Here is a 26,191-nt window from a genome sequence, read left to right as displayed (position 1 = left end):
CTTTCTTGTGACAATCGACGCAGTAACAGAGGTATTCATACTAAACCAGGATTGCGTAATCCGACATGCGCCTTCGGTGGAATATGGCAAGAAATTTCAAAAGGTTAGGAAAGACCGCTGTTCTACCCTTTCAGACAGCCCAAATCGGACGCCGTTCATGCTCATATACAACTTTAGTTATAATCAGCATAAATACGGTCATAAAAAAGCCGCGCATGTTGCGCGGCTTTTCAGAACGTATCAGTGATTAACCACCGAAGTCGTCCAGCATGATGTTATCAGGTTCAACACCCAAAGAGAGCAGCATGTTAATCACAGACTGGTTCATGATTGGCGGCCCACACATGTAGTACTCGCAATCTTCTGGCGCAGCATGATCCTTGAGGTACTGCTCGTACAGTACGTTATGGATAAAGCCGGTCAGACCCGTCCAGTTATCTTCTGGCAGTGGATCAGACATCGCCACGTGCCATTCGAAATTATCGTTCTCTTCTGCCAGCTTGTCGTACTCTTCCTGGTAAAACAGTTCGCGTAATGAGCGCGCGCCGTACCAGAAGCTGATCTTGCGCTTGGAGTGCAAACGCTTGAGCTGGTCAAAGATATGGGAGCGCATCGGTGCCATACCCGCACCACCACCGATAAAGACCATTTCGGCGTCAGTATCACGAGCGAAGAATTCACCAAACGGCCCGTATACCGTCACCTTATCACCTGGCTTCAGGTTAAAGACGAAGGTCGACATGATGCCAGGCTGAATACCCTGAGAACCCGGAGGTGGTGTTGCAATACGGATATTGAACTTCACCAGACCTTTTTCTTCAGGGTAGTTAGCCATGGAATAGGCACGAATAGTGTCTTCCTTGTTCACTGCCTTGATGTCGAAGAAGCCAAAACGCTCCCAGTCACCACGATATTGTTCTTCAATATCGAAGTCAGCGAAGTCAATCTCGTACGGTGGGCATTCCAGCTGAACGTAACCACCGGCACGGAAGTCAACGTTTTCGCCTTCTGGCAACGCCAGCGTCAATTCCTTGATAAAGGTCGCCATGTTGGGGTTGGAAACAACGGTTGTTTCCCACTTCTTCACACCGAACACTTCTTCAGGAACCTCAACCACCATGTCCTGCTTCACCGGTGTTTGGCACGACAAGCGCCAGCCTTCACGAGCTTCACCCTTGGTAAAGTGAGCAGCTTCGGTTGGCAGCATTTCGCCACCGCCATCAGTCACCTTGCATTTGCACTGTGCGCAAGTACCACCACCACCACAAGCAGACGACAGGAAGATGTTATTGGCCGCCAGCGTCTGCAACAGCTTGCCGCCCGCTTCCGTTTCAACTTCACGCTCGCCATTGATCATAATCTTGACGTTGCCGGAACTTACCAGTCGAGCACGAGCGCCAAGAATGATGAATACCAGTGACAAAACGATCACGGTAAACATCACTACGCCCAGAATAATTTGAATTGTTACGATATCCAAAACTTCGTCTCCTTACAGTGATACGCCAGAGAAGGACATGAAGCCAAGTGACATCAGACCTACAGTCATAAAGGTAATACCCAGACCCTGCAGACCTGCTGGCACGTCGCTGTACTTCAGTTTTTCGCGAATACCGGCCAATGCGGTAATAGCCAGAGCCCAGCCAACGCCGGAACCCACACCAAACACCGCACTTTCGGCAAAGTTGTAGTCACGTTCAACCATAAACAACACCGCACCCATGATGGCGCAGTTTACAGTGATCAGTGGCAGAAACACGCCCAGCGCGTTGTACAGCGCTGGTACATACTTATCCAGCACCATTTCCAGAATCTGCACCACAGCGGCAATCACACCGATGTAGGTCAGCAGCCCCAGAAAGCTCAGATCAACCGTCGCCATCTCCGGGGAAGCCCAGGTCAGCGCACCTTCTTTCAGCAAGTTGGTATAAATCAGGTTGTTGATCGGGGTACAAATACCCAGCACAACCACCACAGCGATGCCCAGACCAATCGCGGTCTGGATCTTCTTGGAGATGGCCATGAAGGTACACATGCCCAGGAAGAAAGACAGAGCCATGTTCTCAAGGAACACGGATCGGACGAACAGGCTGATATAATGTTCCATCAGTGACCTCCTGAGTGTTCGGTATTTGGCAGGATCTTGAATTCAGTCTGCTCAACCAGTTCTGTTTTCCAGCTACGTAACGCCCAGATAAAAAAACCGATAATAAAGAACGCCGATGGTGGCAACAGCAACAGACCATTGGACTGATACCAGCCACCGTCCTGAATCAGCGGCAGAATCTCAAAACCGAACAGCTTGCCGGAACCAAACAGCTCACGCACCGTGGCGACCAGAACCAGCATCAGGGAATAGCCAAGACCGTTACCAATACCGTCAAAGAAACTCAGCACCGGGCCATTTTTCATCGCGAAGGCTTCTGCGCGCCCCATGACGATACAGTTGGTAATGATCAGACCCACAAATACCGACAACTGCTTGCTGATCTCATAGGCGTAAGCCTTGAGGATCTGGTCAACCACAATCACCAGAGAAGCAATAATGATCATCTGCACGATGATACGAATGCTGTTGGGAATGTGATGACGGATCAGTGCAATACCAGCACTGGAAAACGCCGTTACCAGAGTTAATGCAATACACATTACCAGGGTCACATTCAGACTGGTAGTTACTGCCAGCGCCGAACAAATACCCAGAATCTGCACTGCAATCGGATTTTTGCCAAATAATGGCTCGGTAAGGACTCTCTTGATTTCAGACATATTACGCCCCCTGCCCTTTCAGTTTGTTCAACAAGCCACCAAATGCCTTGTCACTCATCCAGAACCGCACCAGGTTGTTCACACCACGACTGGTCAGGGTTGCACCTGACAGGCCGTCGACCTGATAGGGATTACCGGCTTCGGCACCACCTTTTACAACAGAGATCGCAACGTCGCCTTTGTCATTAAAGACTTGCTTGCCGACCCACAACGCTTTCCACTTGGGATTATCAACTTCACCACCCAGTCCCGGCGTCTCTGCATGAGAGTAGAAACCCAGCCCCACGATCGTATCCATATCGCCTTGCAGCGCCAAGAATCCGTACAGTGTGGACCAAAGGCCATAACCATGAACCGGCAGGATTATCTTGTCGATATGGTCTGCATCGCCCACGATAAATACCGCTGCGTATTGTTCCAGCCGCTTGATGCTGGCCTTGTCTTCATCGGAAGACAAGGCACGGGACAGCGCTGGCGTTTTTGACGATTTTTTCTGATCGAAATTTTCGATCGTCAAACCGGCATCACGGATTTGCTGAAGTTCTGCGTCGGTCGCAAAGCGTCCGGCTTCCAGATTAACAATACGGGTAGTGATCTGCTTGAACTGATCGGCTACCGGCTGGCCTTCAACGTACAAACCGGCCGCTTGTAATACCGCCGCCTTTTTATCGTTGGCCTTGTTTTCATTTTGTTTGCTACGCAGGCCTACTGCAGCACCGGCAACAATCACCGAGCACACCAGACACAGCAGAATGGCAACCGTCAGGGTTTTTTGAATGCTCTCGTTATTAGCTGACACGGGCAATCCTCCGCTTGATGTTTGCCTGTACCACAAAGTGGTCGATCAAAGGTGCAAACAGATTGGCAAACAGAATGGCCAGCATCATGCCTTCAGGGAAAGCTGGGTTAACCACACGAATCATCACCACCATGAAGCCGATCAGTGCACCAAAAAAGTACTTGCCAGTATTGGTCATGGAAGCCGATACCGGATCGGTCGCCATAAAAATCATACCGAAGGCAAAACCACCCACTACCAGATGCCAGTACCATGGCAAAGCAAACATATGATTGGTATCTGAACCAATCATGTTCAACAGCAGGCTGAACACCACCATGCCACCAAACACACCGGCCACAATACGCCAGGCCGCAATATTCATGGCCAGCAGTACCACACCACCGATCAGGATGGCCAGCGTGCTGGTTTCACCCATTGAACCCTGGATCGTGCCAAAAAACGCATCGCTCCAGCTAATGCCTGCATCAATAATTCCCTGTACCCCACCTTCGGCAGCATTACCCAGCGCGGTTGCACCGGTAAAACCATCGGCAGCGGTCCATACTGCATTACCCGACATATTGGCCGGATAAGCAAAGAACAGGAACGCACGACCGGTCAGGGCCGGGTTGAGGAAATTTTTGCCGGTACCGCCAAACACTTCCTTACCGATAACCACACCAAACGAAATACCCAGAGCAACCTGCCACAGCGGGATGGTCGGTGGTAACGTCAGCGCAAACAGCACCGAGGTCACAAAGAAACCTTCGTTCACTTCGTGGCGACGAATCGTTGCAAACAAAACTTCCCAAAAACCACCCACAATAAAGACAGTGGCATAAACCGGCAGGAAGTAGGCGGCACCAAAAACAAAGTTATCCCAGAAACTGGCCGCATTGTGAGCACCACCGCCCAGCAACACGATCAGGAATTCACGCCAGCCTTCAATGACCGTACCCGCACCCGCTGCCATGGCGTCATTCGCCTGCAGTCCGATGTTGTACATACCAAAGAGCATTGCCGGAAAGGTACACACCCAAACAGTAATCATGATGCGCTTGAGGTCAATACCATCACGCACATGTGCGGTGTTGTTGGTCACATTCGGGGGAGAAAACAGACCGGTATCAACAGCCTCATAAAGAGGATACATTTTTTCATACTTGCCGCCCTTTTCGAACAGGGGCGCCAGGTTATCGAGCATAGTTCGCAGACCCATAATCAGCCCTCCGCCTCAATTCGAGTAAGATTTTTACGCAGGATCGGGCCATACTCATATTTGCCAGGGCAAACAAAAGAACACAGAGCAAGATCTTCTTCATCCAGCTCCAGCGCACCCAGCGCAACGGCCGATTCCATATCTTCAACGATCAATGCGCGCAACAATTGGGTTGGCAGCATATCCAGCGGCATAATGCGTTCATAGGCACCTACGGGCACCATGGCACGCTCACTGCCGTTGGTAGAGGTTGAGAACGGGAACGTTTTCTTCATCAGATTGGACAGGTAAATCGGCATCACAGAAAAACGATTGGCGCCCGGTGTCAAGTAATGCAACAACGGCCGTTCACGTCCTTCGCGCAGTACACTGACCTGATTGTGGTAACGGCCCAGAAAGGCTTCAGCCCCTTCAGCCGTACGCCCACCAAACACCGAACCAGTAACAATACGATTCTCATCATCCACCAGTTCGCCAGCAGTCAACTGCTGCAAGCTGGCACCCACCAGAGTACGAACCAGACGAGGCTGCTTGACCTGTGGGCCTGCCAGAGCGACCACACGTTCGGAAGACAACTTGCCGGTGGTAAACAGAATACCGACGGCAATCACATCCTGATAACCCATGGTCCAGACGGTACGATGCTCATTTACCGGGTGCAGAAAATGGATATGGGTACCCGGCAGACCTGCGGGATGAACACCCGCAAATTCTTCCACTGCCTCGACACCAGCTGCTGGAATATTGGCACCCGCAGCCTTGCACACATACAGCTTGCCAGCCGTCAGGTTATTCAAAACCTGGATGCCATTTTTGAACGCTTCAGCCTGTTCAGCGATGATCAATTCCGGATTGGCCGCCAGTGGATTGGTATCCATGGCATTAACAAAAATTGCTTCCGGCGTGCTGTCCAGCGCCGGAACCCGAGAATATGGGCGGGTACGCAGAGTCGTCCACAGACCGGAATTCACCAGATTGGCCTGGACATCCGTTGCAGACAGGGATGACAGAGCATCCACTGGATAGCTATTAAAGGTTTCTTCATCGGAACCTTCAATTTTGATAACAACTGACAAGAATTTGCGCCGATCACCGCGATTAATCGCCTTGACCACACCCGCAACCGGTGAGGTGAACTGCACACCTTCGGTTTTCTTGTCTGTAAATAGGACTTGCCCCTTCTTAACCAAATCACCTTCCTGAACAGCCATCGTTGGCTTCATACCAACATAGTCCGCGCCCAGTATCGCAACTTCCGTTACGTTCTGGCCCGATGTGATGGTTTGCTCAGGAATTCCGGTGATAGGTAAGTCGAGACCTTTTTTAATTTTGATCATATGCCTCGCCTAATCACATGAGTGCCGACGTGCCAGATCCTCAACACAAACACACGAAAATGCCGCCAAAATCATCGTTGAAATCGGAAGCAGGCCCGTATTACTTGCAATTTGCATTGGGAAACAAGCACTTGGATACTCGTTTGCTAAGTTTACTAAGTGAAAAATCGGCGGTAAGTATAAAGATGCGCACCCGAATAATCTAGCGATCAAGGGGATCTGAAGACGATGCTTTAGAGGGAACGCTGTATACCAAAAGAGTACAAATTGACGGGGTACAACAACAAGAAACAATGACAGGGATCAATCGAAAGCAACTCAGCCGGAAGAGAAACACCCTTCTCTCCCGGCCAGCGCAGAGGCATTACCCGTCAGATTGCCCGATCAAAACAGCAACCGACGGGCAAACACTCAGTTTTTTACCGGATAGGTCGGATATTCCACGCCACACAACTGATGCGCAATACGGATCACCTGACGACTATAGCCATATTCATTGTCATACCAGACATAGAGGTTGGCATGATTGCCATTCACAATGGTGGCCTTGGCATCAACGATACCGGCATGACTGTTACCGACAAAGTCAGTAGAAACCACTTCCGGTGAATTTACCCAGTCAATCTGACGATGCAGATCTGAGCGCAAGGATGCTTCACGCAGGTACTCGTTAACATCATCAACACTGACTTCCTTGCTCAGGTTCAATGACAGAATTGCCATCGACACATTCGGTGTCGGAACCCGGATCGCATTACCGGTCAACTTACCTTTGAGTTCAGGCAGCGCCTTGGCAACTGCCTTGGCGGCACCCGTTTCCGTAATCACCATGTTCAGCGGCGCGGAACGGCCACGACGATCACCACTATGGTAGTTATCAATCAGGTTCTGGTCGTTGGTATAAGAGTGAACCGTTTCCACATGGCCACTGACGATACCGTATTGGTCGTTCATCACCTTCAGAACCGGCGTGATGGCATTGGTGGTACAGGAAGCCGCAGACAGAATCTTGTCGGTTTCGGCAATATCACCGTTATTGATGCCGTAGACGATGTTCTTGATATCGCCCTTGCCTGGCGCGGTCAGCAGCACACGGGCAACACCGTTGCACTTCAGGTGCTGACTCAGGCCATCTTCATCGCGCCACACACCGGTATTATCAATCACCAGCGCATTCTTGATACCGTAATCGGCATAATCAATCTCAGTCGGGCTGCCAGCGTAGATAATCTTGATCACGTTGCCATTGGCAATCAGGCATTCATTCTCTTCGTCAACCGACAGGCTGCCACGAAAGGTACCGTGAACCGAATCGCGACGCAGCAGACTGGCGCGCTTGACCAGGTCATCACCCTTGCCACGACGAACCACGATCGCACGCAAACGCAAACCTCGGCCACCACCGGATTTTTCAATCAAGATACGCGCCAGCAAACGACCAATACGACCAAAACCATACAATACGATATCGCGGTTTTCGCCATCTTCAGTGCTTTGACCAATCGCATCGCCCAACTCATCCGTCACAAATGCCCGCAAGTCACGGCCATTCGCTTCGGTACGGAACTTGACGGCCAGACGGCCAATATCGACGTGTACGCGGTTAACGTCCAGCTCCGCCAGGATCTGGAGAATCGGAAAGGTATCCTGAACAGAAACTTCCTGTTTCTCCATATGACGGACAAAACGGTGAGCCTTCAGAATATCAATCACAGAACGATTGATGATCGCACGGCCATACAAGGATGTGATCACATTGTGAGTGCGGTACAAACCACCAATCAGGGGAATCATGGATTCAGCGATCGTTTCGCGTTCCATCCATTCCTGCAAGCAGGTGTCGCGCATATCTTGGGTCACAGGCAAACCTTCCATTCAATTATTCGAGGGATCATTACGGTGCGGATTATGCACGCGCAGACCTGAGATCACAATCCGGCCAAAAAGCAACCTGCTTTGTAGAAAACCTACCTACTTTTTAAAACAACCTACGAAACATTACGAACCCAGCCCCATCAGCCACCAGCAAAATAACTACCTTTGCCGTCAGGCAACTCAAACCAGTCAATTAACGTAGTAAATTTCCAACAAAAAACCATACTTATTAGAAAATTTACCGGCTTTATCCCCTTTTAGCGCCTGGTTTTTGCAGCACAGGAACGCACAACCGCGCTGTTTTACGACATTTTTTACAGAAAAATCCGGCTTGATGTGACACTTTCAATACATTGGCAACAGCAGACCCTCAATTTGTGCACTATCGCTCAATACCTGTCAGTCGGATAACAATCGCCAACGACCAGTACCAAATCAGCTCATTCCGATCCATCCCGGATCAAACGCCAATATTCAGTTTCAACAACTTCGCCCACATCAAAACCGCAGCTGCTCAGCGGGAAACCTGTGACACCCTGTAAGCCATTGATTACACTTAGCCGTCTGTTGATCCTCACCCAATCACACCTGCCCGGAGAACGCATGACCAGTCCGATGACTCCCGACCTGCCGACCAAAGCTGCCGAACGTCGCTTCTGGGGCAATCTTGAGGGAGCAAGCCTGGCATTGGCCATTGCTCAGGCCGCATCGTCAAACAAGGGATTGACCCTGGTGGTTTGTAACGACACCACCAGCGCACTGCAGCTGGAAGAAGACATCCGTTTTTTTGCTGCCAACTTGCCGGTACTGTTATTTCCCGACTGGGAGACCCTGCCCTACGACGTGTTTTCCCCGCACCAGGACATCGTTTCCCAACGGATTGCCACGCTCAGCCAGTTGCAGGATATTCGTCAGGCGGTACTGATTATTCCGGTCGCCACCCTGCTACACCGCCTGCCACCCGCCAGCTTTTATCAGGGCCAAAGTTTTGCGCTGGATGTCGGTCAGCACTTTAATGTCGAGAACACCCGCAAACAGCTACAGGCAGCTGGCTATCATTGCGTCGATACGGTGTATGAACACGGCGAATTTGCCGTTCGGGGCGCCATTGTCGATATTTATCCAATGGGTCAGGAGTTGCCGTTTCGTATCGACATGTTCGACGACGAAATAGAAACCCTGAGAACCTTTGATCCCGAAAACCAGCGCACCCTGGATAAAGTCAATAGCATCCGGATTCTGCCCGCACGGGAATTCCCGCTCAATGCAGCGGCGATCAAGATGTTCAAACAGCGCTGGTTCGACTTTTTTGAACACAACCCGAACGACTGTTCGGTTTACGTCGACATCACTCAGGGTATTGCACCAGCGGGGGTCGAATACTACCTGCCGTTGTTTTTTGCCGATGATCTGGGCAACTTTTTTGATCACCTGCCCCGCAACACGCTGATCATCCACGATGCCGCTATCGAACAAGGTGCCAAACATTTCCGCAGCGATCTGGAGCAACGCCATGAAAGCCGTCGCTACGATCGCACCCGCCCGATCCTGACACCTGGCGAGTTGTTTATTGCCACCGAACAGCTGTTCAGTCACCTCAATGACTACCCGCGCATCCAGTGGTACGAAACAGAGATGCCCGCCCGTGCCGGTGCGATTCATTTTGATACCAGCCCAGCAGCCGACATCAGCGTTGATTCACGACTGGAACAACCGTTACAACGGCTGCAATCCTGGCTGCAGGCCAACCCGAACACCCGTATCCTGTTTTGCGCCGAATCAGCTGGTCGCCGGGAAGCGTTAAAGGAACTGCTCAACCGGATCAAGGTTCGAGCCAGTGAACATCCGGACTGGATAACGGCCATCAGCAGCAATGATCGCCTGATGCTGACCATTGCACCGCTCGGTAAAGGGGTCGTGATCGCCGGTAGCCCGGCGTTGGCGCTGATCACCGAAAATGAACTGTTTGGTCAACGTATTCGTCAGACCCGCCGCCGCAACAAACAAAAAACTGACGCTGACAACATTATTCGTGATCTGTCTGAGCTGAAGCCCGGCTCCCCGGTCGTTCACCTGGATCACGGCATTGGCCGCTACCAGGGGTTACAGGCACTGGATGCCGGTGGTCAGCTGAATGAATTCCTGGTGCTCGAATACGCCAGCAACAGCAAGTTGTACGTACCGGTTTCTTCACTGCACCTGATTTCACGTTATGGCGGTGCCGAAGACGGCGCCATCCCAATCAGCCGTTTGGGCACTGAAAAATGGGCCGTTGCCAAACGCAAGGCCGCCGAGAAAATCCGCGATACGGCCGCCGAGTTACTGGAAATCTATGCTCGCCGGGAAGCTCGCAAAGGCTTCGCTTTTAATGGCCCGGACGAAGAATACGAACGCTTTACCGCCGGTTTCCCCTACGAAGAAACCCCCGACCAGCAAACCGCCATTGATGCCGTAATCAACGATATGTGTTCACCACGGCCAATGGATCGTCTGGTGTGTGGCGATGTCGGTTTTGGTAAAACCGAAGTGGCTATGCGGGCGGCCTTTATGGCGGTTCAAAGTGGCAAGCAGGTCGCTGTACTCGTACCTACCACTCTGCTGGCGCAACAGCACTACCAGAACTTTGCCGACCGCTTTGCTGAATGGCCGGTCAAGGTCGATGTATTATCACGTTTCAAATCCGCCAAAGAGACCCAACTGGCACTCGAACGCATGTTGGATGGCAAAACCGATATCGTGGTCGGCACCCACAAGCTGCTGCAAAAAGACGTCCGTTTTGAGCATCTGGGGCTACTGGTGATCGACGAGGAACACCGCTTTGGCGTACAACAAAAAGAGCGTATCAAGGCTCTGCGGGCCAATGTCGACATCCTTACTCTCACGGCAACGCCGATCCCCCGGACACTGAATATGGCCATGGCCAGTATTCGCGACCTGTCGATTATTGCTACACCACCGGCGAAACGCCTGAGCGTCAAAACCTTTGTGCGCCAATACGACGAAGCCACCATCAAAGAATCCATTCTGCGGGAAATCCTCCGTGGCGGTCAGGTGTACTACCTCCACAACGAAGTCAAAAGCATCGAAAAACTCACTCGCGAACTGGATCAGCTGGTACCAGAAGCCCGCGTCGTCTTTGCCCACGGCCAGATGTCGGAGCGTGAGCTGGAAAGCGTCATGAGCGATTTTTACCACAAACGCTTTAATGTGCTGGTCTGTACCACCATTATTGAAACCGGTATCGATATCCCTTCCGCCAACACCATCATCATTGAACGGGCCGACAAGTTTGGTCTGGCCCAGCTGCACCAGCTGCGTGGTCGTGTTGGCCGCTCGCACCATCAAGCCTACGCCTATCTGCTGACGCCACCGCCAAAAGTCATAACCAAGGATGCCGAAAAACGCCTGGAAGCCATTGCATCAGCGCAAGATCTGGGTGCCGGTTTTATGCTTGCGACCCACGACCTGGAAATCCGTGGTGCGGGTGAACTCCTGGGTGAAGAGCAAAGCGGCCAGATCGAAACCATCGGTTTCACCCTTTATATGGAAATGCTCGAACAGGCCGTCAATGCCATGCGCTCCGGCAAAATGCCGTCTGACGACCTGACACCAAAACAGATGGCCGATGTCAATTTACACATACCGGCACTGATTCCTGACACCTACCTGCCCGACGTCAACACCCGACTGACGCTCTACAAACGGATTGCCAACGGCCAAAATGATAACGAATTAAAAGAACTGCAAGTAGAAATGATCGATCGTTTCGGACTGCTGCCGGATGCGGTAAAAAACCTGTTCCGCCAGACATCGCTGAAACTGCAACTCAACCCGCTGGGTATTGCCAAACTCGATGTAGGTTCCGACTCCGGTCGACTGGAGTTCAGCGCCGAAACCAAAATCAACCCCTTCACCCTGGTCAAGCTGGTACAAAGCAAATCCCACAGCTACAAGCTTGAAGGTGGCCACACCTTGCGTTTCTACTTCAACATGGACACTATCGACCGGCGCTTTAACGTCATCGACCAGGTGCTGACCGAACTGCAAAAGGAACTCTGACCCTTGAACCTGTTTCACTCCGTCAAAATGGCGTTATTTCTGAGCCTCGCCACACTGTTAACATCCCCCGCCAGCGCCGATAACCGGCAGCCGTTTGGCGACAACTGGTACCGGGCAGAAGTGATGTTGGTGGCCTACCGCAACGCCAGCGACATCGACCAGGAACTCTGGCCCAAAATAATCATCAACAGCGAATCGATATTTCCAGCGCCAACCACCAGACCCAAAAGATTTAACCCGGTGGTCGCTCTCTACCGTTACCGCCAACTCCAGAGGCAATGGCTTACTGCCCTCAAATTGCCAATCGTTATGTCCGATGAGCTATGGCAACCACTGGCACCACTATCAACACTCCAGCTGAAACGGGAAGCCAACCGCATCGACCCGCAAGCGGATATGGACGTGGTCTGGCACCAGAGCTGGCTTGAACCGGTGCAGGATGACGCCGGAGTCATCGTCCATGCAGTCAACCTGACCGATAGCGGCGAACCGGAAATACAGATTACCGGCGGCTTCAGCCTCTACCTTAGCCGCTATCTGCATATATCCACCGATTTGCATGTTCAGCATCTCAGCAGCCAAATGCCAACAGATCCGCAGCTGAAAACCCTCAACAGTAGCGTCGCCAACACCAGCACTACGTCGTTCCCCGTCATACAATCCATCGAAGAGCCGCTGACCATTCACGGCCGCTACCCGATACGGGCCACCGAAGTACGGCAGAAGCGCCGCATGCGCAGCAAGGAATTACACTATATAGACCACCCCATGCTGGGGATTGTGGTGATACTGACACCGGTTGAATTTCCAGACCTGACGGCTGAAGCAGCGCTTGACCCACAGGGCTGATACAGCCGTCTGACGCCAGAAGATTTCTCGTACCACGCTCCGCGTGGTAATGCAACGGTAGGCCGCAGCATGCCACGCAACGCGACATGGTTCCTGTAAAACTACAGCGACGGCAGTACTGCCGCCAGCAGGTCACGGACTTTATCCATACCACCATCCAACACGGCCTGAATATCTGCCATGGTAATTTCGGTGTCGCTGCGACCCGCAGCCGGGTTCACCACCAAGCACACGCTGGCATAGGGAATGCCTAACTCACGTGCCAGTACCGCTTCCGGCATACTGGTCATGCCGACCAGGTCACAACCAATACGCTCGAGATAATTCACCTCGGCAGTGGTTTCCAATCGCGGCCCCTGAGTCACTCCGATCACACCATAATCACTCACCGGCAAAGCCAGTGCCGCCGCCGCTGCAATCAGTGCCTGGCGTAATCCAGCGTCAAATGGCTCGGTAAAATCAATGTGATCCAGCGGTTGATAACTGCCATCAAAAAAGGTGTTTTCTCGCCCCCAGGTCAGATCAATCAGCTGATCTGGAATAACAAGCGCACCCGCTCCCATGTCGGCGTGAATCCCCCCTACCGCATTCACTGCCAGAATCGCTTCGGCTCCGGCTTCCTGCAATGCCAGCAGGTTGGCACGGTAGTTCACCTTATGAGGCGGAACCGCATGAGGGTGGCCGTGACGGGCCATAAACAGCACTTCACGCCCCTGCCAGAAACCTTCATGAATACTGCCCGACGGTGTGCCAAGCACCGTATTGATGTCGTGACGCACCGTAATATTTGGCCCCTCCAGACGGGTAAGACCAGTACCACCAATAATGCCGATACGCTGATAAGGCATACAAGCGCTCCTGCTAACAAATGAAAAGAGGGAGTACGCCCCAGCTCAGGACGCCAGAAAAAATCTTATATCCATCAGGACGCTGTCAGCGCCGCTAACCCGGAGCGAATACGTTCAAGTGATTTGTTTATCTCTGTCACGGCTGCCGCCTCTGCTGCCATCGGCGGCGGCTGATATTGCCAGCCCGACAGATCCAGCCGGGGCCGTCCTTGGGCCAAGGCCTGTTCGACATGCTGCAACACCTCCAACTCGCCCGACTGGCGATTACACACCACCAGCGCGTTGCAACCGGCGGCCATCGCCAGTTCTGCCCGGTGGCGGTAGCTACCATAGCGGGCGGCACCTTCCATGGTCAGATCATCACTGAAGACAACGCCGGTAAAACCCAGCTGCTGCCGCAACAGCGTCAGCCAGTGACAGGAAAACCCAGCCGTCTGCGCGTTATCCAGCGCTGGATAAACCACATGTGCGGGCATCACCCCTGCCATTCGCCCCGTTGCGATCAGGTAGTGAAAAGGCCGCATGTCGTAATCCAGCTGCGCCAAACTGCGGTGATCGACCGGCAACTCGCGGTGAGAATCGGCGACGACCGCACCATGCCCCGGAAAGTGTTTGCCCACCGCTTTCATACCAGCGGCTGCCATGCCATCAACCAAGGCAGCAGCCAGCAAGCTGACCGCCGCCGCATCGGTAGCAAAGGCACGATTACCAATCACCTGCGAACAACCACGTTCAATATCCAGTACCGGTGCGAAGCTGACATCCACACCACCACGAACCAGCTCCGTTGCCATCAGCCAGCCGATGTCCCGAGCCAGTGTCAGCGCCGATTCAGGCCGGGTCTGGAATATTTCGCCCAGCAGCGCCATCGGCGGCAAGCGGGTAAACCCCTCTCGAAAGCGTTGTACACGCCCGCCTTCCTGATCAACAAACAAGGGAATATCACGCCGGATATGACGAACATCCGCCGTCAGCTGCTGCAGCTGTTGCGGGTTCTGATAGTTGCGGGTAAACAGAATCAGACCGCTTAACGCCTCCGATTCCAGCACTGGCCAGTCTTCTTTTAGCAGTTGCGGGCCTAGCAGATCAGCAATCACCCCAATGGCTGCGGTATCCATCAAGACAGGTTGCGACATGGAATCCTCGCAAAACTGTGCGCCTGAATCCACACCAGGGTGTCGGTACTGATCAGATCAAACAACGCCAACAGATCATGATTACGCATGCGGATACAGCCATGGGAGCCGGGCACGCCCATCGGTTCGGAATCCGGAGTGCCGTGAATATAAATATAGCGGCGCATGGAATCGACCTGCCCCATGCGATTACGCCCGATTTCCAGACCCTGCAACCAGAGAATACGGCTTAAAATCCAGTCACGGGCAGGAAAATCCTTGGCCAACGCAGCGGAGTACACTTCGCCGGTAAAACGCCGACCGATAAATACCGAGTTTGCTGGTAAACCAGCACCGATACGGGCCGCCACGCGGTGCCACCCCCGTGGGGTGCAACCGGAGTTTTGCTGCTCCCCTGCCCCATTCAAGGCTGTCGATACCGGATAGATAATACAAACCTGAGCGGTTGTCAGTCGTAACTGTTGATCCGCAATTGAAATGTCAATCCGTGTTTCATCATACACAGGCTGAGACGGTGGCAACTGCTGTGGCATAACTGGCCTCCTGGCGTTAGAACGGTCGAATATCATTCCTGATGGGGCGCCTGAAAACCGGACGACAAAAAGGGCACCAGTTTGTCCACCACGCCATCAATCCCGGTACTGACACCGAGATCGTGTTTCGCCATCGCCGTCAATGACTCCACTCCCGATAGGGTAAACACGGTCGCCCCCAACATAAAGTGGATACGCCAAAAACGTTCTTCATCACTCAACTCCGGTGACGCTGCCGTCACCAGCTGCATATAACGCTCAAACACAGCGCCGTAATGGTTACGTAAAAACTTGCGCAAATGCCCCTGCTCCTGGGAATAGGCCAACCCCAGCAAACGCATAAAAATTCCCAGGCGGCGCGCATTGCCGCCACCGGCGGCCATCGAGGTTTCGGCCAGCAAGCGTAACAGCGCATCCAGTTGTGGCGACTGGCCTGCCAGACCGTGTTCGTAGCCCCGCAGCGCCTTGCCCAGATCATCACAAAACGGCGCCAGAAAACGGGCAAATACCGCCTGAATCAGCTCTTTTTTAGAGCCAAAATGATAATTCACCGCCGCCAGGTTCACACCCGCCCGAGTGGTGATATTGCGTAACGATGTTTCTGCAAAGCCCCGTTCGGAAAACAGTTCCTCGGCAGAATCAAGAATACTTCTGGCCGTGTCTTTTTGAGCCATAGTACCAGTAACCCCGGTATACAAATAGTGTTTCAAACATACGTTTAAAACACTATCCATGCAAGGTAAAGACAGGTAAGTCATTAATACCTAGTGGAAATTCACTCAATAGTTTCAGGCAACATTCGTTTTTTCTACATTTTTCAAACGTATATAAACGACCCGTCAAAGAAGGATCAAGGCGTCATACCGTTTGCTGCTACGGGTCAGAGAGAAGGGAATCTTTCGAGTTTGAGCACCATCAGAGTGCCCCTGTGCCTTGCCCACACCAGGGCGCAGGCGTATTAACGGCCTGCTTGCTTTGCGTCCTGCGCCGCCCAGAATTGTTTCTTGCGATAAATCGTTGAGGCACTGATATCCAGCATGGCAGCCGCCTTGGGAATATTACCCTGGTAGTGATCAATTGCTCTTTCGATAATCCGTTTTTCCTCAAGCCATAACGGCAAGATGGGGGTATCCGCAGCCACCGGTTCGTCTGCAACCACCGCAGGCTTCAGTACTGTTGAAAGAGCCGGAGCATTTTCCTGTTTTTGAAAAAAATCAGGCAGATGGCTCGTTTCAATCTGTTGTCCCTGGTTTAAAACAACCATGTTTCTCAGCACATTCGCCAGTTCTCGCACATTACCCGGCCATTGGTAACTCATCAGGCAATCGTTTACTTCACGACTGATGCCTTGAAAAGATTTGCCTTCGTCTTCGTTAAACATCTGCAGAAAAGCATTGGCAATACGCAAGATATCCTGCCCGCGCTCCCGCAGTGGTGGCATATGTATCGGGATCACTACTGTCCGGTTAACTGACCCGCCAAAAGAAAGGAGCCCGGTTCCCATGCCGTTTCCGGTAAAATGACGCTTACCACAGACATCATTCAGAAGAACCGGGCTTGGCACATTCTAACACCGTACTGGCACAGCGACTCAACATCATCCCTCGTCATCAATTTCAGAAAACCGTCGATCAATACCAGGCCGACAAACGCACACGAACCTTGTCATGCTGGGGGCAATTGGTGGCCTTGCTGGTGGGTCAGCTGAGTGGTGCTTCCTCTCTGCGAGGGCTGGTTGAACAGCTCGATGTTCAATCCCGCCGTCTGTACCATCTGGGCCTGAAGCCCGTTCGCAAAAGCACACTGGCCGATGCCAATCAAAAGCGCTCCACGCGGGTCTATTACATGCTGTTCTTTCGCTTGCTGTCCCGTTTGGCCAGACAGAAAGGTCTTCGGGAAGTCATCACTCAGGTGCAACTGATCGACTCCACCACCATCTCCCTCTGTCAGTCACGCTACCAATGGGCCCATTTCCGGAAGAATAAAAGCGGTGTCAAAATCCATACGGTCTACGATCCCAATGCCGACACGCCCATCTATTTTGAAATCACCGACGCCAGAGTTAGCGATGGCCGCGCCATCTCTCAACTCTCTGTTTTTAAAGGCACTACTTACGTATTTGATCGTGCCTATAACGCTGGGGCGTGGCTCGAAAAGCTCGTGAATGAGGGCTGTCTGTTTGTGGGCCGGATGAAGAAAGATATGAATTACAAGGTCACGAAGTCTCTGCCACCGAAAGGGGTGGGTGTGGTGAGGGATGAAAAAATCGAAGTGTGTTACAAGACCCGATCGTATCTGAAAGGCCGCACCTTGAGGCGAGTCGTGTTTCATCGTCAGCAGGATGACAAGGAGCTGGTCTTCATCACTAATGACCTGAAACGCAGCGCTCTGGCGATTGCGGATTTGTACAAACAGCGCTGGCAGATTGAATTGTTTTTCAAGTGGATCAAGCAGAATCTCAAGATCAAACAGTTCTATGGTACGTCAGAAAACGCCGTCAAATTGCAGGTTTTAGTGGTGATGATCAGCTATGTGCTGTTGCGTCTGATCCAGCAAGGCGTGGCCCCTGAAAGGCGTTTGGGGAATGTGTCAATCCGACTGGGATCGGTACTTATGCAGCGAATGCCGCTGCTGGAGGTGTTCAGAAAACCACCGGATTTGCCGGATGATACAGGGCAGCTGGGTCTGGGATTTGGTTAACCGGACAATAGTGCTTGGTTTTACGCGACTTGATTGAAGTGGTCATAAGGTATCCTCATTGCATTTTATATTAGTTTTTTATTAGCTGGAAAAAGCATTTAATCTTGAGCCAACCCCCATGAACGACCGATTTGCAATCAGCATTTGTTCCGGGGTTAAAAGAGGTATTGCAGTGGATGTGCCAACATTAAAAAAACGACCAAAACAGCATCAAATTCAACGACAACAGACCTTTAAAACCCACACAACTAATTGATTTACAAGGAATAAAAAAATTCAATAAATATTTATCCAGAAATTTTTCACAGATATTATTTCGTAAAAATCCTGCGTGCTTTCAAATTCACTTTTCATATTCAAACCGAAAATGCAGTTTTGATTCGCAAAATGAGAATTAATTTGGGAATGCATAATCAGCAGCCGTTTGGATCCATCTATTTAATCCTGCACAGCGCTGAGAGAGGTTGCTGGATGTCAGAATAAGGCGGCCAACACCGCTCGCACAAATGCCTACTGGTCATTCCCACGGAACCCAGCAGTTTCTAGAAAAACCCGGAATGTACCCGGCAGCTGAAGCTGTCGATGGCAAGCTGTCGATGGCAAGCTGGCACTGCAAATATCAACCACTGTGGGTTTACACAGTATTTTTTACTGTATATATTCACACCCACTGTACAGATAAACAGACATGGAAACTTTATGATCAAGCTCACCGCCAGACAGCAGCAGGTACTCAACCTGATCAAATCCGCACTGGAGGAAACCGGCTTCCCACCTACCCGAGCAGAAATCGCCAAGGAGCTTGGCTTCAAATCCCCCAATGCGGCGGAAGAACACCTGAAAGCACTGGCTCGCAAAGGCGCTATCGACATCATGCCTGGCGCGTCCAGAGGCATTCGGATTCTCGGCTCCGAACAGGAAGGGCTGCCTATTGTCGGCCGTGTGGCAGCGGGTGAGCCTATACTGGCCCAGGAACATATCGAAGAGTACTGCAACCTGCCCGCCAATTTTTTCAAACCGGCTGCGGACTATCTGCTGCAAGTACAAGGCGACAGTATGAAAAACGCTGGCATTTTTAATGGCGACCTGATTGCCGTTCACAAATGTGAAAGTGCCCGCAACGGCCAGATCGTCGTCGCACGGGTCGAAAACGAAGTCACCGTCAAACGCCTTGAAAAGAATCGTCACAAGGTCATCCTGCATCCCGAAAATGAACATTACGGCCCGATTATCGTCGACCTGCGCCAGCAAGAGTTTTATATCGAAGGTTTGTATGTCGGCGTTATTCGTCGCAATCACTAACCGTACGTCCCAGCCAGATACCACAGGGTAGTCACCATTCACGAGGTTTTGTATGCGTCAACTCAGCTTGCCAGTCGATCGTCAGCCCGCTTTGCCGTTTACGAATGCCGTGCCACTGAAAACCAGGCCAAGACCGTCTGGCAGCCTGACCGAGGTGATTGTATCGGATGACAGCACCATTCAGCCGCTGCAGTTACTGCCCATACTGGCCCACTGCAATTCCAGTGATCGCTGGCTGATGTGGCTAAGCCCGAACCGGACGCTGAACAAACAATGGCTGGCCAGTATGAATCTCGACAAGGCACCCGTGGTGCATATTGACCTGTGTGCAGATACCCAGAAAGTGTTGTGCCAACGGATCCTCGCCAGCGGCAACAGCCATTTGATCATCGAATGGCAAGGTGACATCAGCCAGCATCAACGTCGACAACTCCGTGAGTTGGCACGCCAGAGTGGCAGTCATGTCGTGCTGGTACAGATTCGCCAAAACCCCTGAGCTTATTCAGCGCAAAAAAAAACGGGCAGCAAGGCTACCCGTTTTATGGTTGATCATCAGCGCGTGATTTAATGCAGCGAATACGTATGCTCTGCTACATCAAAGTCATCGTCGACATCCATACCAGACAGCTCACTGACCTTGCGGACACCCGCTTCCAGCATGACACGCGCAACATCCATATGGTGCTCACTCAAGCTGGCCTTGGCATCCTCTGAAAAGTGAATCCGCATCAGTGCATCGCCGTCTTGCTCATCAGCCCGACGCAACGCAACGTCCCCATTGGAAAGCTCAATAATCTCGAAAAAGCGTGCCATATACCGTCTCACGAAAAATGGTCAACGAGTTTAACATAACCGGAGCGAACACACGCGAAACATAGCGTGCCACCCTTGTATTGCAGCACGCTCGCTCGTCGTTACAAGCATCACATCAAACAGGAAATCCGGGCAGACTACACCCGTGGAAAACGAGTGAAGATCAGGATTCGCGCTGATTGGCGCGCTGTTCATCAATCAACCGATGAAAACTTGCCAACCAGTGAGACACACTATCGTCTTCATCACTGCTAGCTGACGACGCAATCAACCCGGACACTTCCGTCGCCAGCGACGAATCTACCGCCTGCGTATCCGGCCAGCCGAGCTGCTCCACGACCTGCAAAAACCGACAAAACCAACTGAACGTATCCGCTGACAATGCTTGCCATTGACGCATATCCCCAGTGACCAGCGCGGTTTGTTGTAATAACTGAGTCAGTGAGTCAACCCGGTTTGTTACCCCGGCAGCCAGCGCCAACTCATTAAGATAACAACGATAGGCCGCGAACAGCTGGAGCAAGGCCGCATCGTCCAGCGCCTGCTGCAACGCAGGTTCCTGCCCGGCACAGATTTGCTCCTGCAACAGTCGGCATTGATACAGGCGTTGGTTGGTCTGGCCAACCCAGTTGATTGCGGCCATTGATCAGAAGTCCAGAGTCAGGCCAAAGTGCCAGCCATCGCCCAATTTGTAACGTTTATCCATGCCCTCCATCCGGATACCGTTGTAACGATAACCGGTGTAGATACGGGCGGTAGGAATAACGGCATACTGGGCACGCAAGTCACTGCTGATCAGATTTTCCGCATCGCCAAAAGAGACAACCGGGGGCGCGTAATAGGCATAACCGGCAACACTGACATCCGGCTGAGTCGGTAGCGCTGCCCGGAAGAAACCACCGACACCCAGCGCGGCACCGCTGTAATGATCGGTATCAAAGGCAAACGCCTTGGCACCCAGCCCGATATACAGATTGCTGTGAGGTTTGCGTAAATCGACCACATGCACACCGGCTCCCAGCATGTTGCCATCATCCATGTGATGCAGTGCTGACAGGTTGATGTGCAAACCGGAACCGGCCTGGGTGGCATCATAAGCAACCCGTACAGCATCGTCTGCCAAGCTGAGATCCAGCGCACCACCGGCCTGGGCAGAGACCGCCAGACATGCCAATGTGGAACCAGTAATAACCCGACGCATAGCCTGAGCAATTCCCTTCATAATTCCCCCGAAAAGAGTAAAACCCGAACCGCAGAACAGCGGCCGGGACATCAAAGAACAAGTGCGGGCATCTTAGCAGTGCCCGGCAATCGGTAACATGCACTGATTACAAAAACTGACGGAATACGGGGAAGATCGACACCACACGATGGTATGGTGTCGAGACGCTCTTTCTGGCAGCCTTATTTCATCAGATCCAACAGCAGCTTGTTCAGCTTGCCGACATATTCAGCCGGATTTTTCAGCTGGCTACCTTCCGCTAACTGGGCCTGAGCATGGATCAGTCCTGCCAGTTCGGCAAAACGATCTTCATCCGGTTCATTGTCCAGCCGCTCGATCAACGGGTGAGTCGGATTGATTTCCAGAGTAATTTCCGGTTCAGGCATTTTCTGGCCAGCCGCTTCCAGCATCCGCCGCATGTGACCGCCCATATCAAACTGGCCAACCACCAAACAGGCCGGTGAATCCGTCAGACGAGAGGTTACACGCACAGATTTAACCTCAGGCAATACCTTTTCCAGCCGTTCGGTCAGGTTCTTGTGGCTTTCCTGCAGCGTTTCCTGCTGTTTCTTTTCGTCTTCATCGGCGAGCTCATCAAGATCCAGCTCACCTTTGGTGATGTCCTGGAAGGATTTGCCATCAAATTCATTCAGATGGCCGACCATCCATTCATCTACCCGATCCGTCAGCAACAGGACTTCGATACCCTTTTTACGGAAATACTCGATGTGCGGGCTACCCATACCAGCGGCGTAGGATTCAGCCGTGATGTAATAAACTTTTTTCTGCCCTTCCTGCATGCGCGCAACATAGTCTGCCAAACCAACCGTCTGGGCTTCGCTGCCACTGGTTGAGGTGGCAAAACGGAATAACGCGGCAATCTTTTCCTTGTTGGCAAAATCTTCAGCCGGGCCTTCTTTCAGCACATCGCCGAACTCGTCCCAAAACTGCTGGTATTTGTCACTGTCGTTTTTCGCCAGTTTGGTCAGGGTATCCAGGATACGTTTGACCAGTGCCGAGCGCATGCTGTCGACCTGTTTGTCTTGCTGCAGGATTTCACGCGAGACGTTGAGAGACAGGTCATTGGAATCCAGCACACCCTTAACGAAGCGCAGGTACAGCGGCAGGAACTGCTCGGCATCGTCCATAATAAAGACACGTTGCACATACAGCTTCAGACCACGGGCTGTATCCCGATTCCACATATCAAACGGAGCCTTCGACGGAATATACAGCAGGCTGGTGTAATCCAGTTTGCCTTCCACCCGGTTATGCATCCAGGTCAGCGGCTCATTCCAGTCGTGGGAAATGTGTTTGTAGAACTCCTGGTATTCTTCGTCAGTCAGTTCCGAGCGCGAGCGCGTCCACATCGCCTTGGCCTGGTTGACGGCTTCTGGTGCCTTGCTGGCTTCAGCATCGGCAGCGTCGTCGTCCGCACTGATTTCCGGCGGCAAGAACACGGGGACGGCAATATGATCAGAATATTTTTTGATCAGCGAACGCAAACGGTAGTTGTCGGCAAACTCGGCTTCATCCGCTTTCAGGTGCAGGGTAATACGGGTGCCGCGCTCGGGCTTGTCGATGGTTTCCAGTGAAAACTCACCTTCACCAGCGGATTCCCAGCGAATACCTTGCTCAGCCGACTCGCCCGCACGACGGGTATCAACCACCACCTTGTCAGCGACAATAAAGGCTGAGTAAAACCCCACACCAAACTGGCCGATCAGCTGGGAGTCCTGCTTTTGATCTCCGGTCAGCTTGCCAAGAAACTCAGCGGTGCCGGATTTGGCAATCGTACCCAGATGGCTGATCACGTCTTCCCGATTCATACCGATACCATTGTCTTCAATGGTCAGGGTTCGGGCATCGGTATCAAAGTTGATATGAACAGCAAGCTCACTCTGCCCTTCAAACAGCGCATCGTTTTGTAACGCTTCAAAACGCAATTTGTCACATGCATCCGAGGCGTTGGAAATCAGCTCACGCAGAAAAATTTCCTTGTTGGAATACAAGGAGTGAATCATCAAATGCAACAGTTGTTTTACTTCGGTTTTAAAACCAAGCGTTTCTTTGCTGGCTACGGTCATGTCTGTCTCCTGTCTCAGTACACCCGGATCTGGTGCACTTCGTTACCTGTATCAAAAAAACGGCGACCACCGATTATCTCTGGCAGTCGCAACACGTCATGGCTACAAGGTGGGGACAGTGCGACGCATTTCAAGGCCAAAGCGCTGAACAGTAGGCGGAAACCAGCAACGAAGTTGCTGCAGCCGTTGCTCCAGCTCGGCATCATCGGCCAGCGCAGTGACGATCGCCGCCGAGCGTATGCCCGTGGCAGCAACCTGCTGAATGGTCTCGGGGGTAATACCTCCAATACAGGTTAACGGCACCGAGCCGCTGCGCTGTACCCAGCGAGCCAGTGTTGCGCATCCCAGCGGCGGATACTTGAGTATTTTGGAGAGTGGTTTGAATACCGGGCCAAACGCAATATAAGACGGCTGATAGTGCAACGCATGCAGTATCTCCCACTCGCTGTGGGTACTGATGCCCAGCATCAGGCCAGCCTCAGCCAACCGTTCAAGATCGGCTTCAAGCAGATCTTCCTGACCCAGATGTACCCCGTCGGCACCCAGTTCCAGTGCCAGTTGCCAGTCATCATTGATAAACAACATCACTCCGGCACGACGACACACACGAATGGCTTCCCAGGTATCGGCGCGGTAATCCGGCCCCAGTTTTTTAACCCGCCACTGCAGGCTGTCAATGCCCAGTTTGAGCAAGCGACGCAGGTGAGGAAGATTGTCAACCAGTCCATATAAACCGAGCTGTTTTGGCAACGGCGGAAAAGACCGGGTAAAAACCACGGGCGACGCGCTGGCAGTGGCTACCGGTAACAACCGCACTCCCTGTTGCTCAAACATACGGTGACGAACATCAGTAGCGAATAACTGGTGATAACCAGAGACGCGACGACTGGCAGCCGCAAGGCTGACCAGGGTATTGGCAACCGCCAGCACAACGCTGTCGTATCGACGCCATCCGGAAGCCAGCCCGACAGCCAGCGCCGCCGCCAGATGACAACCCGTACCGTGCGCAGACCAGGGCAACCGTGAGTGCAGCAGCATAAACGAGGGGGCCAATTGCTGTTCAGGATCGGTTTCATCCACGATCACATCATCCGTTACCTCGTCACCCTCTACCGAGAACGCACGCGGTGAGAGATACCAGTCGACCAACGGCGGATCAGCCTGGCGGTAACATTGACCATCACTGTCTTTCAAATCCAGTTGCGCAGCATCAATACCTGTTATCAATACCGCTTTCGCACCCGCTGCAAGCACCGTTTGAGCCGCAGCAAAAATCCCCTCCCGACTATGATCAACACTGCCGGTCAGGCGTAACAGTTCAGTGCTATTGGGAGTGACAATATCGACCAGCGCCAGCAACGCCGCATAGTCTGCCAGACGATGCCAGCTCGCCAGCCCGCCCCCGGTTGCCCCCAACACCGGATCCCAGACTATCGGAATGGCCCGTTGCTGCAACAACCTCAGCCGTTGTAGCAGCCAGCGAAACAGGTCAGCATCGGGCGGTATCCAGCCCAACCGCACCGCCTGTGGCCAGCCATCATCCAGCAATGCTGTCCATTGGGCATCCAGCATTGACAGCGTAATCGGCTCAATAGCCCGAACTCCCAGACTGCTTTGCGCGGTCATCGCAATGACCAGTGTGGCGCAATCCACGCCCATGGCCTGCGCCACCGCCACATCCGCTTGCATACCAGCGCCAGCCGAACAATCGGACGCAGTGAGTGACCAGATTCTGGCACGTTCAAGGGGTTCTGCTGGCGCATCGCAGTCACCCGCCGAAAAAAGCATTTTCATGACTCGTTTACCTCCCTGGATAACGTAGTGTGCGGCACGGCAGGCTCTGGCTGGTGCCAAAACGGCAGACCAACCGGTGGTGTTGACGGGCTGGCCTGTGGCCGTTCTGCCATCAAACCGGCGTCATAGGCCATACGCCCACCCTGCACCGCTGCAGCAAAGGCAGCGGCCATGGCGACGGGTTGCTCCGCCTTGGCGACAGCGGTATTCAGCAACACCGCATCAAACCCCAGCTCCATCGCCTGCATTGCCTGGGAGGGTTTGCCCAGCCCGGCATCAATCACCATGAATGCTTGTGGCAAGCGCTGGCGCAAGCGTTTCAGACCTTCCAGGTTTTGCAAACCACAGCCACTGCCAATCGGTGCTCCCCAGGGCATGACGCCGACACAACCGGCGTCCAGCAAACGCTGACACAACACCAGATCCTCGGTGCAATAGGGCAAGACCTTAAAACCCTGACTCACCAGTTCCCGCGCCGCGTCCAGCAACTCAAACGGATCCGGCTGGAGGCTGTAGTCATCGCCCATCACTTCCAGCTTGATCCATGAGGTCGCAAATAACTCACGGGCCAAATTGGCCATCAAAATGGCTTCCTTGGCGGAAAAACACCCGGCGGTGTTCGGTAGCAAACGTGCTTTGGTTGTCGCTACCGCCTCCTGTAGCAACGCCCAGTGGCCATTGTCTTCAATATTGCGTGCCGTCTGGCGGCGTAAAGCCACGGTCACAAAACCGGGACTGGCAGACCTGATCGCCTGTGCCATTACATCTGGAGACGGATACAGGGAGCTGCCCAACCACAATCGCCCGGCAATATTTTCCCCGGCCAATGCCACTGTTTGTCCTTCTGCTTCTGTTCGCGCTGTCATG

23 protein-coding genes are annotated in these 26,191 nt (G+C 52.7%); 5 read left to right on the top strand and 18 right to left on the bottom strand.

Annotation, left to right across the window (positions count from 1 at the left end):
- Positions 1–247 precede the first annotated feature (247 nt).
- The 7 genes from nqrF to SOJ49_RS08585 all read right to left on the bottom strand — a co-directional run bounded on the left by nqrF (position 248) and on the right by SOJ49_RS08585 (position 7,966).
- Positions 248–1,441: an NADH:ubiquinone reductase (Na(+)-transporting) subunit F gene (gene nqrF, locus SOJ49_RS08615; RefSeq protein ID WP_369858054.1), complete on the bottom strand. Its 1,194-nt coding sequence runs from the start codon at positions 1,439–1,441 to the stop codon at positions 248–250.
- Between the two features lie 51 nt (positions 1,442–1,492).
- Positions 1,493–2,107, bottom strand: coding sequence for an NADH:ubiquinone reductase (Na(+)-transporting) subunit E (nqrE, locus tag SOJ49_RS08610; RefSeq protein WP_369857815.1), 615 nt, complete (start codon positions 2,105–2,107; stop codon positions 1,493–1,495).
- The gene (locus SOJ49_RS08605; RefSeq protein WP_369857814.1) at positions 2,107–2,769 is read right to left on the bottom strand and encodes an NADH:ubiquinone reductase (Na(+)-transporting) subunit D; all 663 of its coding nucleotides are present in this window, start codon (positions 2,767–2,769) and stop codon (positions 2,107–2,109) included. Before SOJ49_RS08605 ends, nqrE begins: the two co-directional genes overlap by 1 nt.
- Before the next feature lies 1 nt (position 2,770).
- Positions 2,771–3,568 (bottom strand): Na(+)-translocating NADH-quinone reductase subunit C, encoded by a 798-nt coding sequence (locus SOJ49_RS08600; RefSeq protein WP_369857813.1) that lies wholly within the window; start codon positions 3,566–3,568, stop codon positions 2,771–2,773.
- Positions 3,558–4,769, bottom strand: coding sequence for an NADH:ubiquinone reductase (Na(+)-transporting) subunit B (locus SOJ49_RS08595; protein ID WP_369857812.1), 1,212 nt, complete (start codon positions 4,767–4,769; stop codon positions 3,558–3,560). Before SOJ49_RS08595 ends, SOJ49_RS08600 begins: the two co-directional genes overlap by 11 nt.
- A 2-nt stretch (positions 4,770–4,771) precedes the next feature.
- Positions 4,772–6,106 (bottom strand): Na(+)-translocating NADH-quinone reductase subunit A, encoded by a 1,335-nt coding sequence (locus SOJ49_RS08590; protein ID WP_369857811.1) that lies wholly within the window; start codon positions 6,104–6,106, stop codon positions 4,772–4,774.
- A gap of 411 nt (positions 6,107–6,517) precedes the next feature.
- Positions 6,518–7,966, bottom strand: coding sequence for a glyceraldehyde-3-phosphate dehydrogenase (locus tag SOJ49_RS08585; protein WP_369857810.1), 1,449 nt, complete (start codon positions 7,964–7,966; stop codon positions 6,518–6,520).
- A gap of 618 nt (positions 7,967–8,584) precedes the next feature.
- Here SOJ49_RS08585 and mfd point away from each other — a divergent pair.
- Together mfd and SOJ49_RS08575 are read left to right on the top strand one after the other, a co-directional pair.
- Positions 8,585–12,040 (top strand): transcription-repair coupling factor, encoded by a 3,456-nt coding sequence (mfd, locus tag SOJ49_RS08580; RefSeq protein WP_369857809.1) that lies wholly within the window; start codon positions 8,585–8,587, stop codon positions 12,038–12,040.
- Positions 12,041–12,043: 3 nt separating this feature from the next.
- Complete coding sequence (locus SOJ49_RS08575) at positions 12,044–12,889, top strand: CsiV family protein (RefSeq protein ID WP_369857808.1); 846 nt, start codon at positions 12,044–12,046, stop codon at positions 12,887–12,889.
- 101 nt (positions 12,890–12,990) lie between these two features.
- On the opposite strand, the gene SOJ49_RS08570 is transcribed toward SOJ49_RS08575, so the two are convergent.
- The 5 genes from SOJ49_RS08570 to SOJ49_RS08550 form a co-directional block, all read right to left on the bottom strand.
- Positions 12,991–13,737: an S-methyl-5'-thioinosine phosphorylase gene (locus tag SOJ49_RS08570; RefSeq protein ID WP_369857807.1), complete on the bottom strand. Its 747-nt coding sequence runs from the start codon at positions 13,735–13,737 to the stop codon at positions 12,991–12,993.
- A gap of 74 nt (positions 13,738–13,811) precedes the next feature.
- Positions 13,812–14,873, bottom strand: coding sequence for a beta-N-acetylhexosaminidase (gene nagZ, locus SOJ49_RS08565; RefSeq protein WP_369857806.1), 1,062 nt, complete (start codon positions 14,871–14,873; stop codon positions 13,812–13,814).
- Positions 14,855–15,406: a L,D-transpeptidase family protein gene (locus SOJ49_RS08560; RefSeq protein ID WP_369857805.1), complete on the bottom strand. Its 552-nt coding sequence runs from the start codon at positions 15,404–15,406 to the stop codon at positions 14,855–14,857. Before SOJ49_RS08560 ends, nagZ begins: the two co-directional genes overlap by 19 nt.
- A 32-nt stretch (positions 15,407–15,438) precedes the next feature.
- The gene (locus SOJ49_RS08555) at positions 15,439–16,080 is read right to left on the bottom strand and encodes a TetR/AcrR family transcriptional regulator (protein WP_369857804.1); all 642 of its coding nucleotides are present in this window, start codon (positions 16,078–16,080) and stop codon (positions 15,439–15,441) included.
- 284 nt (positions 16,081–16,364) lie between these two features.
- A complete protein-coding gene (locus SOJ49_RS08550) occupies positions 16,365–16,862 on the bottom strand; it encodes a helix-turn-helix domain-containing protein (protein ID WP_369857803.1) in 498 nt (165 codons plus the stop codon).
- Between the two features lie 101 nt (positions 16,863–16,963).
- Here SOJ49_RS08550 and SOJ49_RS08545 point away from each other — a divergent pair, with 101 nt between their 5' ends.
- The 3 genes from SOJ49_RS08545 to SOJ49_RS08535 all read left to right on the top strand — a co-directional run bounded on the left by SOJ49_RS08545 (position 16,964) and on the right by SOJ49_RS08535 (position 19,904).
- Entirely contained in the window at positions 16,964–18,106 is a 1,143-nt protein-coding gene (locus SOJ49_RS08545; protein ID WP_369857802.1) for an IS4 family transposase, read from the top strand.
- Positions 18,107–18,805: 699 nt separating this feature from the next.
- Entirely contained in the window at positions 18,806–19,408 is a 603-nt protein-coding gene (gene lexA / locus SOJ49_RS08540; RefSeq protein ID WP_369857801.1) for a transcriptional repressor LexA, read from the top strand.
- Positions 19,409–19,460: 52 nt separating this feature from the next.
- Positions 19,461–19,904 (top strand): cell division inhibitor SulA, encoded by a 444-nt coding sequence (locus tag SOJ49_RS08535; protein WP_369857800.1) that lies wholly within the window; start codon positions 19,461–19,463, stop codon positions 19,902–19,904.
- A gap of 68 nt (positions 19,905–19,972) precedes the next feature.
- On the opposite strand, the gene SOJ49_RS08530 is transcribed toward SOJ49_RS08535, so the two are convergent.
- The 6 genes from SOJ49_RS08530 to SOJ49_RS08505 all read right to left on the bottom strand — a co-directional run bounded on the left by SOJ49_RS08530 (position 19,973) and on the right by SOJ49_RS08505 (position 26,190).
- A complete protein-coding gene (locus SOJ49_RS08530; RefSeq protein WP_369857799.1) occupies positions 19,973–20,221 on the bottom strand; it encodes a hypothetical protein in 249 nt (82 codons plus the stop codon).
- A 163-nt stretch (positions 20,222–20,384) separates the two neighbouring features.
- Positions 20,385–20,864, bottom strand: a complete 480-nt coding sequence (locus tag SOJ49_RS08525) for a DUF6586 family protein (protein ID WP_369857798.1) — start codon at positions 20,862–20,864, stop codon at positions 20,385–20,387.
- Positions 20,865–20,867: 3 nt separating this feature from the next.
- Positions 20,868–21,443, bottom strand: coding sequence for a YfaZ family outer membrane protein (locus SOJ49_RS08520; RefSeq protein WP_369857797.1), 576 nt, complete (start codon positions 21,441–21,443; stop codon positions 20,868–20,870).
- A 182-nt stretch (positions 21,444–21,625) separates the two neighbouring features.
- Positions 21,626–23,530: a molecular chaperone HtpG gene (gene htpG / locus SOJ49_RS08515; protein WP_369857796.1), complete on the bottom strand. Its 1,905-nt coding sequence runs from the start codon at positions 23,528–23,530 to the stop codon at positions 21,626–21,628.
- Positions 23,531–23,632: 102 nt separating this feature from the next.
- Positions 23,633–25,324: a thiamine phosphate synthase gene (locus tag SOJ49_RS08510; RefSeq protein ID WP_369857795.1), complete on the bottom strand. Its 1,692-nt coding sequence runs from the start codon at positions 25,322–25,324 to the stop codon at positions 23,633–23,635.
- Entirely contained in the window at positions 25,321–26,190 is an 870-nt protein-coding gene (locus SOJ49_RS08505) for a thiazole synthase (RefSeq protein ID WP_369857794.1), read from the bottom strand. Before SOJ49_RS08505 ends, SOJ49_RS08510 begins: the two co-directional genes overlap by 4 nt.
- Position 26,191: the final 1 nt, after the last annotated feature.

The sequence above is a fragment of the Candidatus Thalassolituus haligoni genome (genome assembly GCF_041222825.1).
In the GTDB taxonomy this organism is placed as follows: Bacteria; Pseudomonadota; Gammaproteobacteria; order Pseudomonadales; family Oceanobacteraceae; genus Oceanobacter; species Oceanobacter antarcticus.
The sequence above is the reverse complement of the archived record's forward strand: the minus strand, read 5'-3'. Positions and strand labels throughout refer to the sequence as shown.

Coding starts and splice junctions, on each gene's coding strand:
- nqrF (WP_369858054.1), bottom strand. CDS start 1,441: ATGTTTACCGTGATCGTTTTGTCACTGGTATTCATCATTCTTGGCGCT.
- nqrE (WP_369857815.1), bottom strand. CDS start 2,107: ATGGAACATTATATCAGCCTGTTCGTCCGATCCGTGTTCCTTGAGAAC.
- SOJ49_RS08605 (WP_369857814.1), bottom strand. CDS start 2,769: ATGTCTGAAATCAAGAGAGTCCTTACCGAGCCATTATTTGGCAAAAAT.
- SOJ49_RS08595 (WP_369857812.1), bottom strand. CDS start 4,769: ATGGGTCTGCGAACTATGCTCGATAACCTGGCGCCCCTGTTCGAAAAG.
- SOJ49_RS08590 (WP_369857811.1), bottom strand. CDS start 6,106: ATGATCAAAATTAAAAAAGGTCTCGACTTACCTATCACCGGAATTCCT.
- mfd (WP_369857809.1), top strand. CDS start 8,585: ATGACCAGTCCGATGACTCCCGACCTGCCGACCAAAGCTGCCGAACGT.
- SOJ49_RS08570 (WP_369857807.1), bottom strand. CDS start 13,737: ATGCCTTATCAGCGTATCGGCATTATTGGTGGTACTGGTCTTACCCGT.
- nagZ (WP_369857806.1), bottom strand. CDS start 14,873: ATGTCGCAACCTGTCTTGATGGATACCGCAGCCATTGGGGTGATTGCT.
- SOJ49_RS08560 (WP_369857805.1), bottom strand. CDS start 15,406: ATGCCACAGCAGTTGCCACCGTCTCAGCCTGTGTATGATGAAACACGG.
- SOJ49_RS08555 (WP_369857804.1), bottom strand. CDS start 16,080: ATGGCTCAAAAAGACACGGCCAGAAGTATTCTTGATTCTGCCGAGGAA.
- lexA (WP_369857801.1), top strand. CDS start 18,806: ATGATCAAGCTCACCGCCAGACAGCAGCAGGTACTCAACCTGATCAAA.
- SOJ49_RS08535 (WP_369857800.1), top strand. CDS start 19,461: ATGCGTCAACTCAGCTTGCCAGTCGATCGTCAGCCCGCTTTGCCGTTT.
- SOJ49_RS08530 (WP_369857799.1), bottom strand. CDS start 20,221: ATGGCACGCTTTTTCGAGATTATTGAGCTTTCCAATGGGGACGTTGCG.
- SOJ49_RS08525 (WP_369857798.1), bottom strand. CDS start 20,864: ATGGCCGCAATCAACTGGGTTGGCCAGACCAACCAACGCCTGTATCAA.
- SOJ49_RS08520 (WP_369857797.1), bottom strand. CDS start 21,443: ATGAAGGGAATTGCTCAGGCTATGCGTCGGGTTATTACTGGTTCCACA.
- htpG (WP_369857796.1), bottom strand. CDS start 23,530: ATGACCGTAGCCAGCAAAGAAACGCTTGGTTTTAAAACCGAAGTAAAA.
- SOJ49_RS08510 (WP_369857795.1), bottom strand. CDS start 25,324: ATGAAAATGCTTTTTTCGGCGGGTGACTGCGATGCGCCAGCAGAACCC.
- SOJ49_RS08505 (WP_369857794.1), bottom strand. CDS start 26,190: ATGACAGCGCGAACAGAAGCAGAAGGACAAACAGTGGCATTGGCCGGG.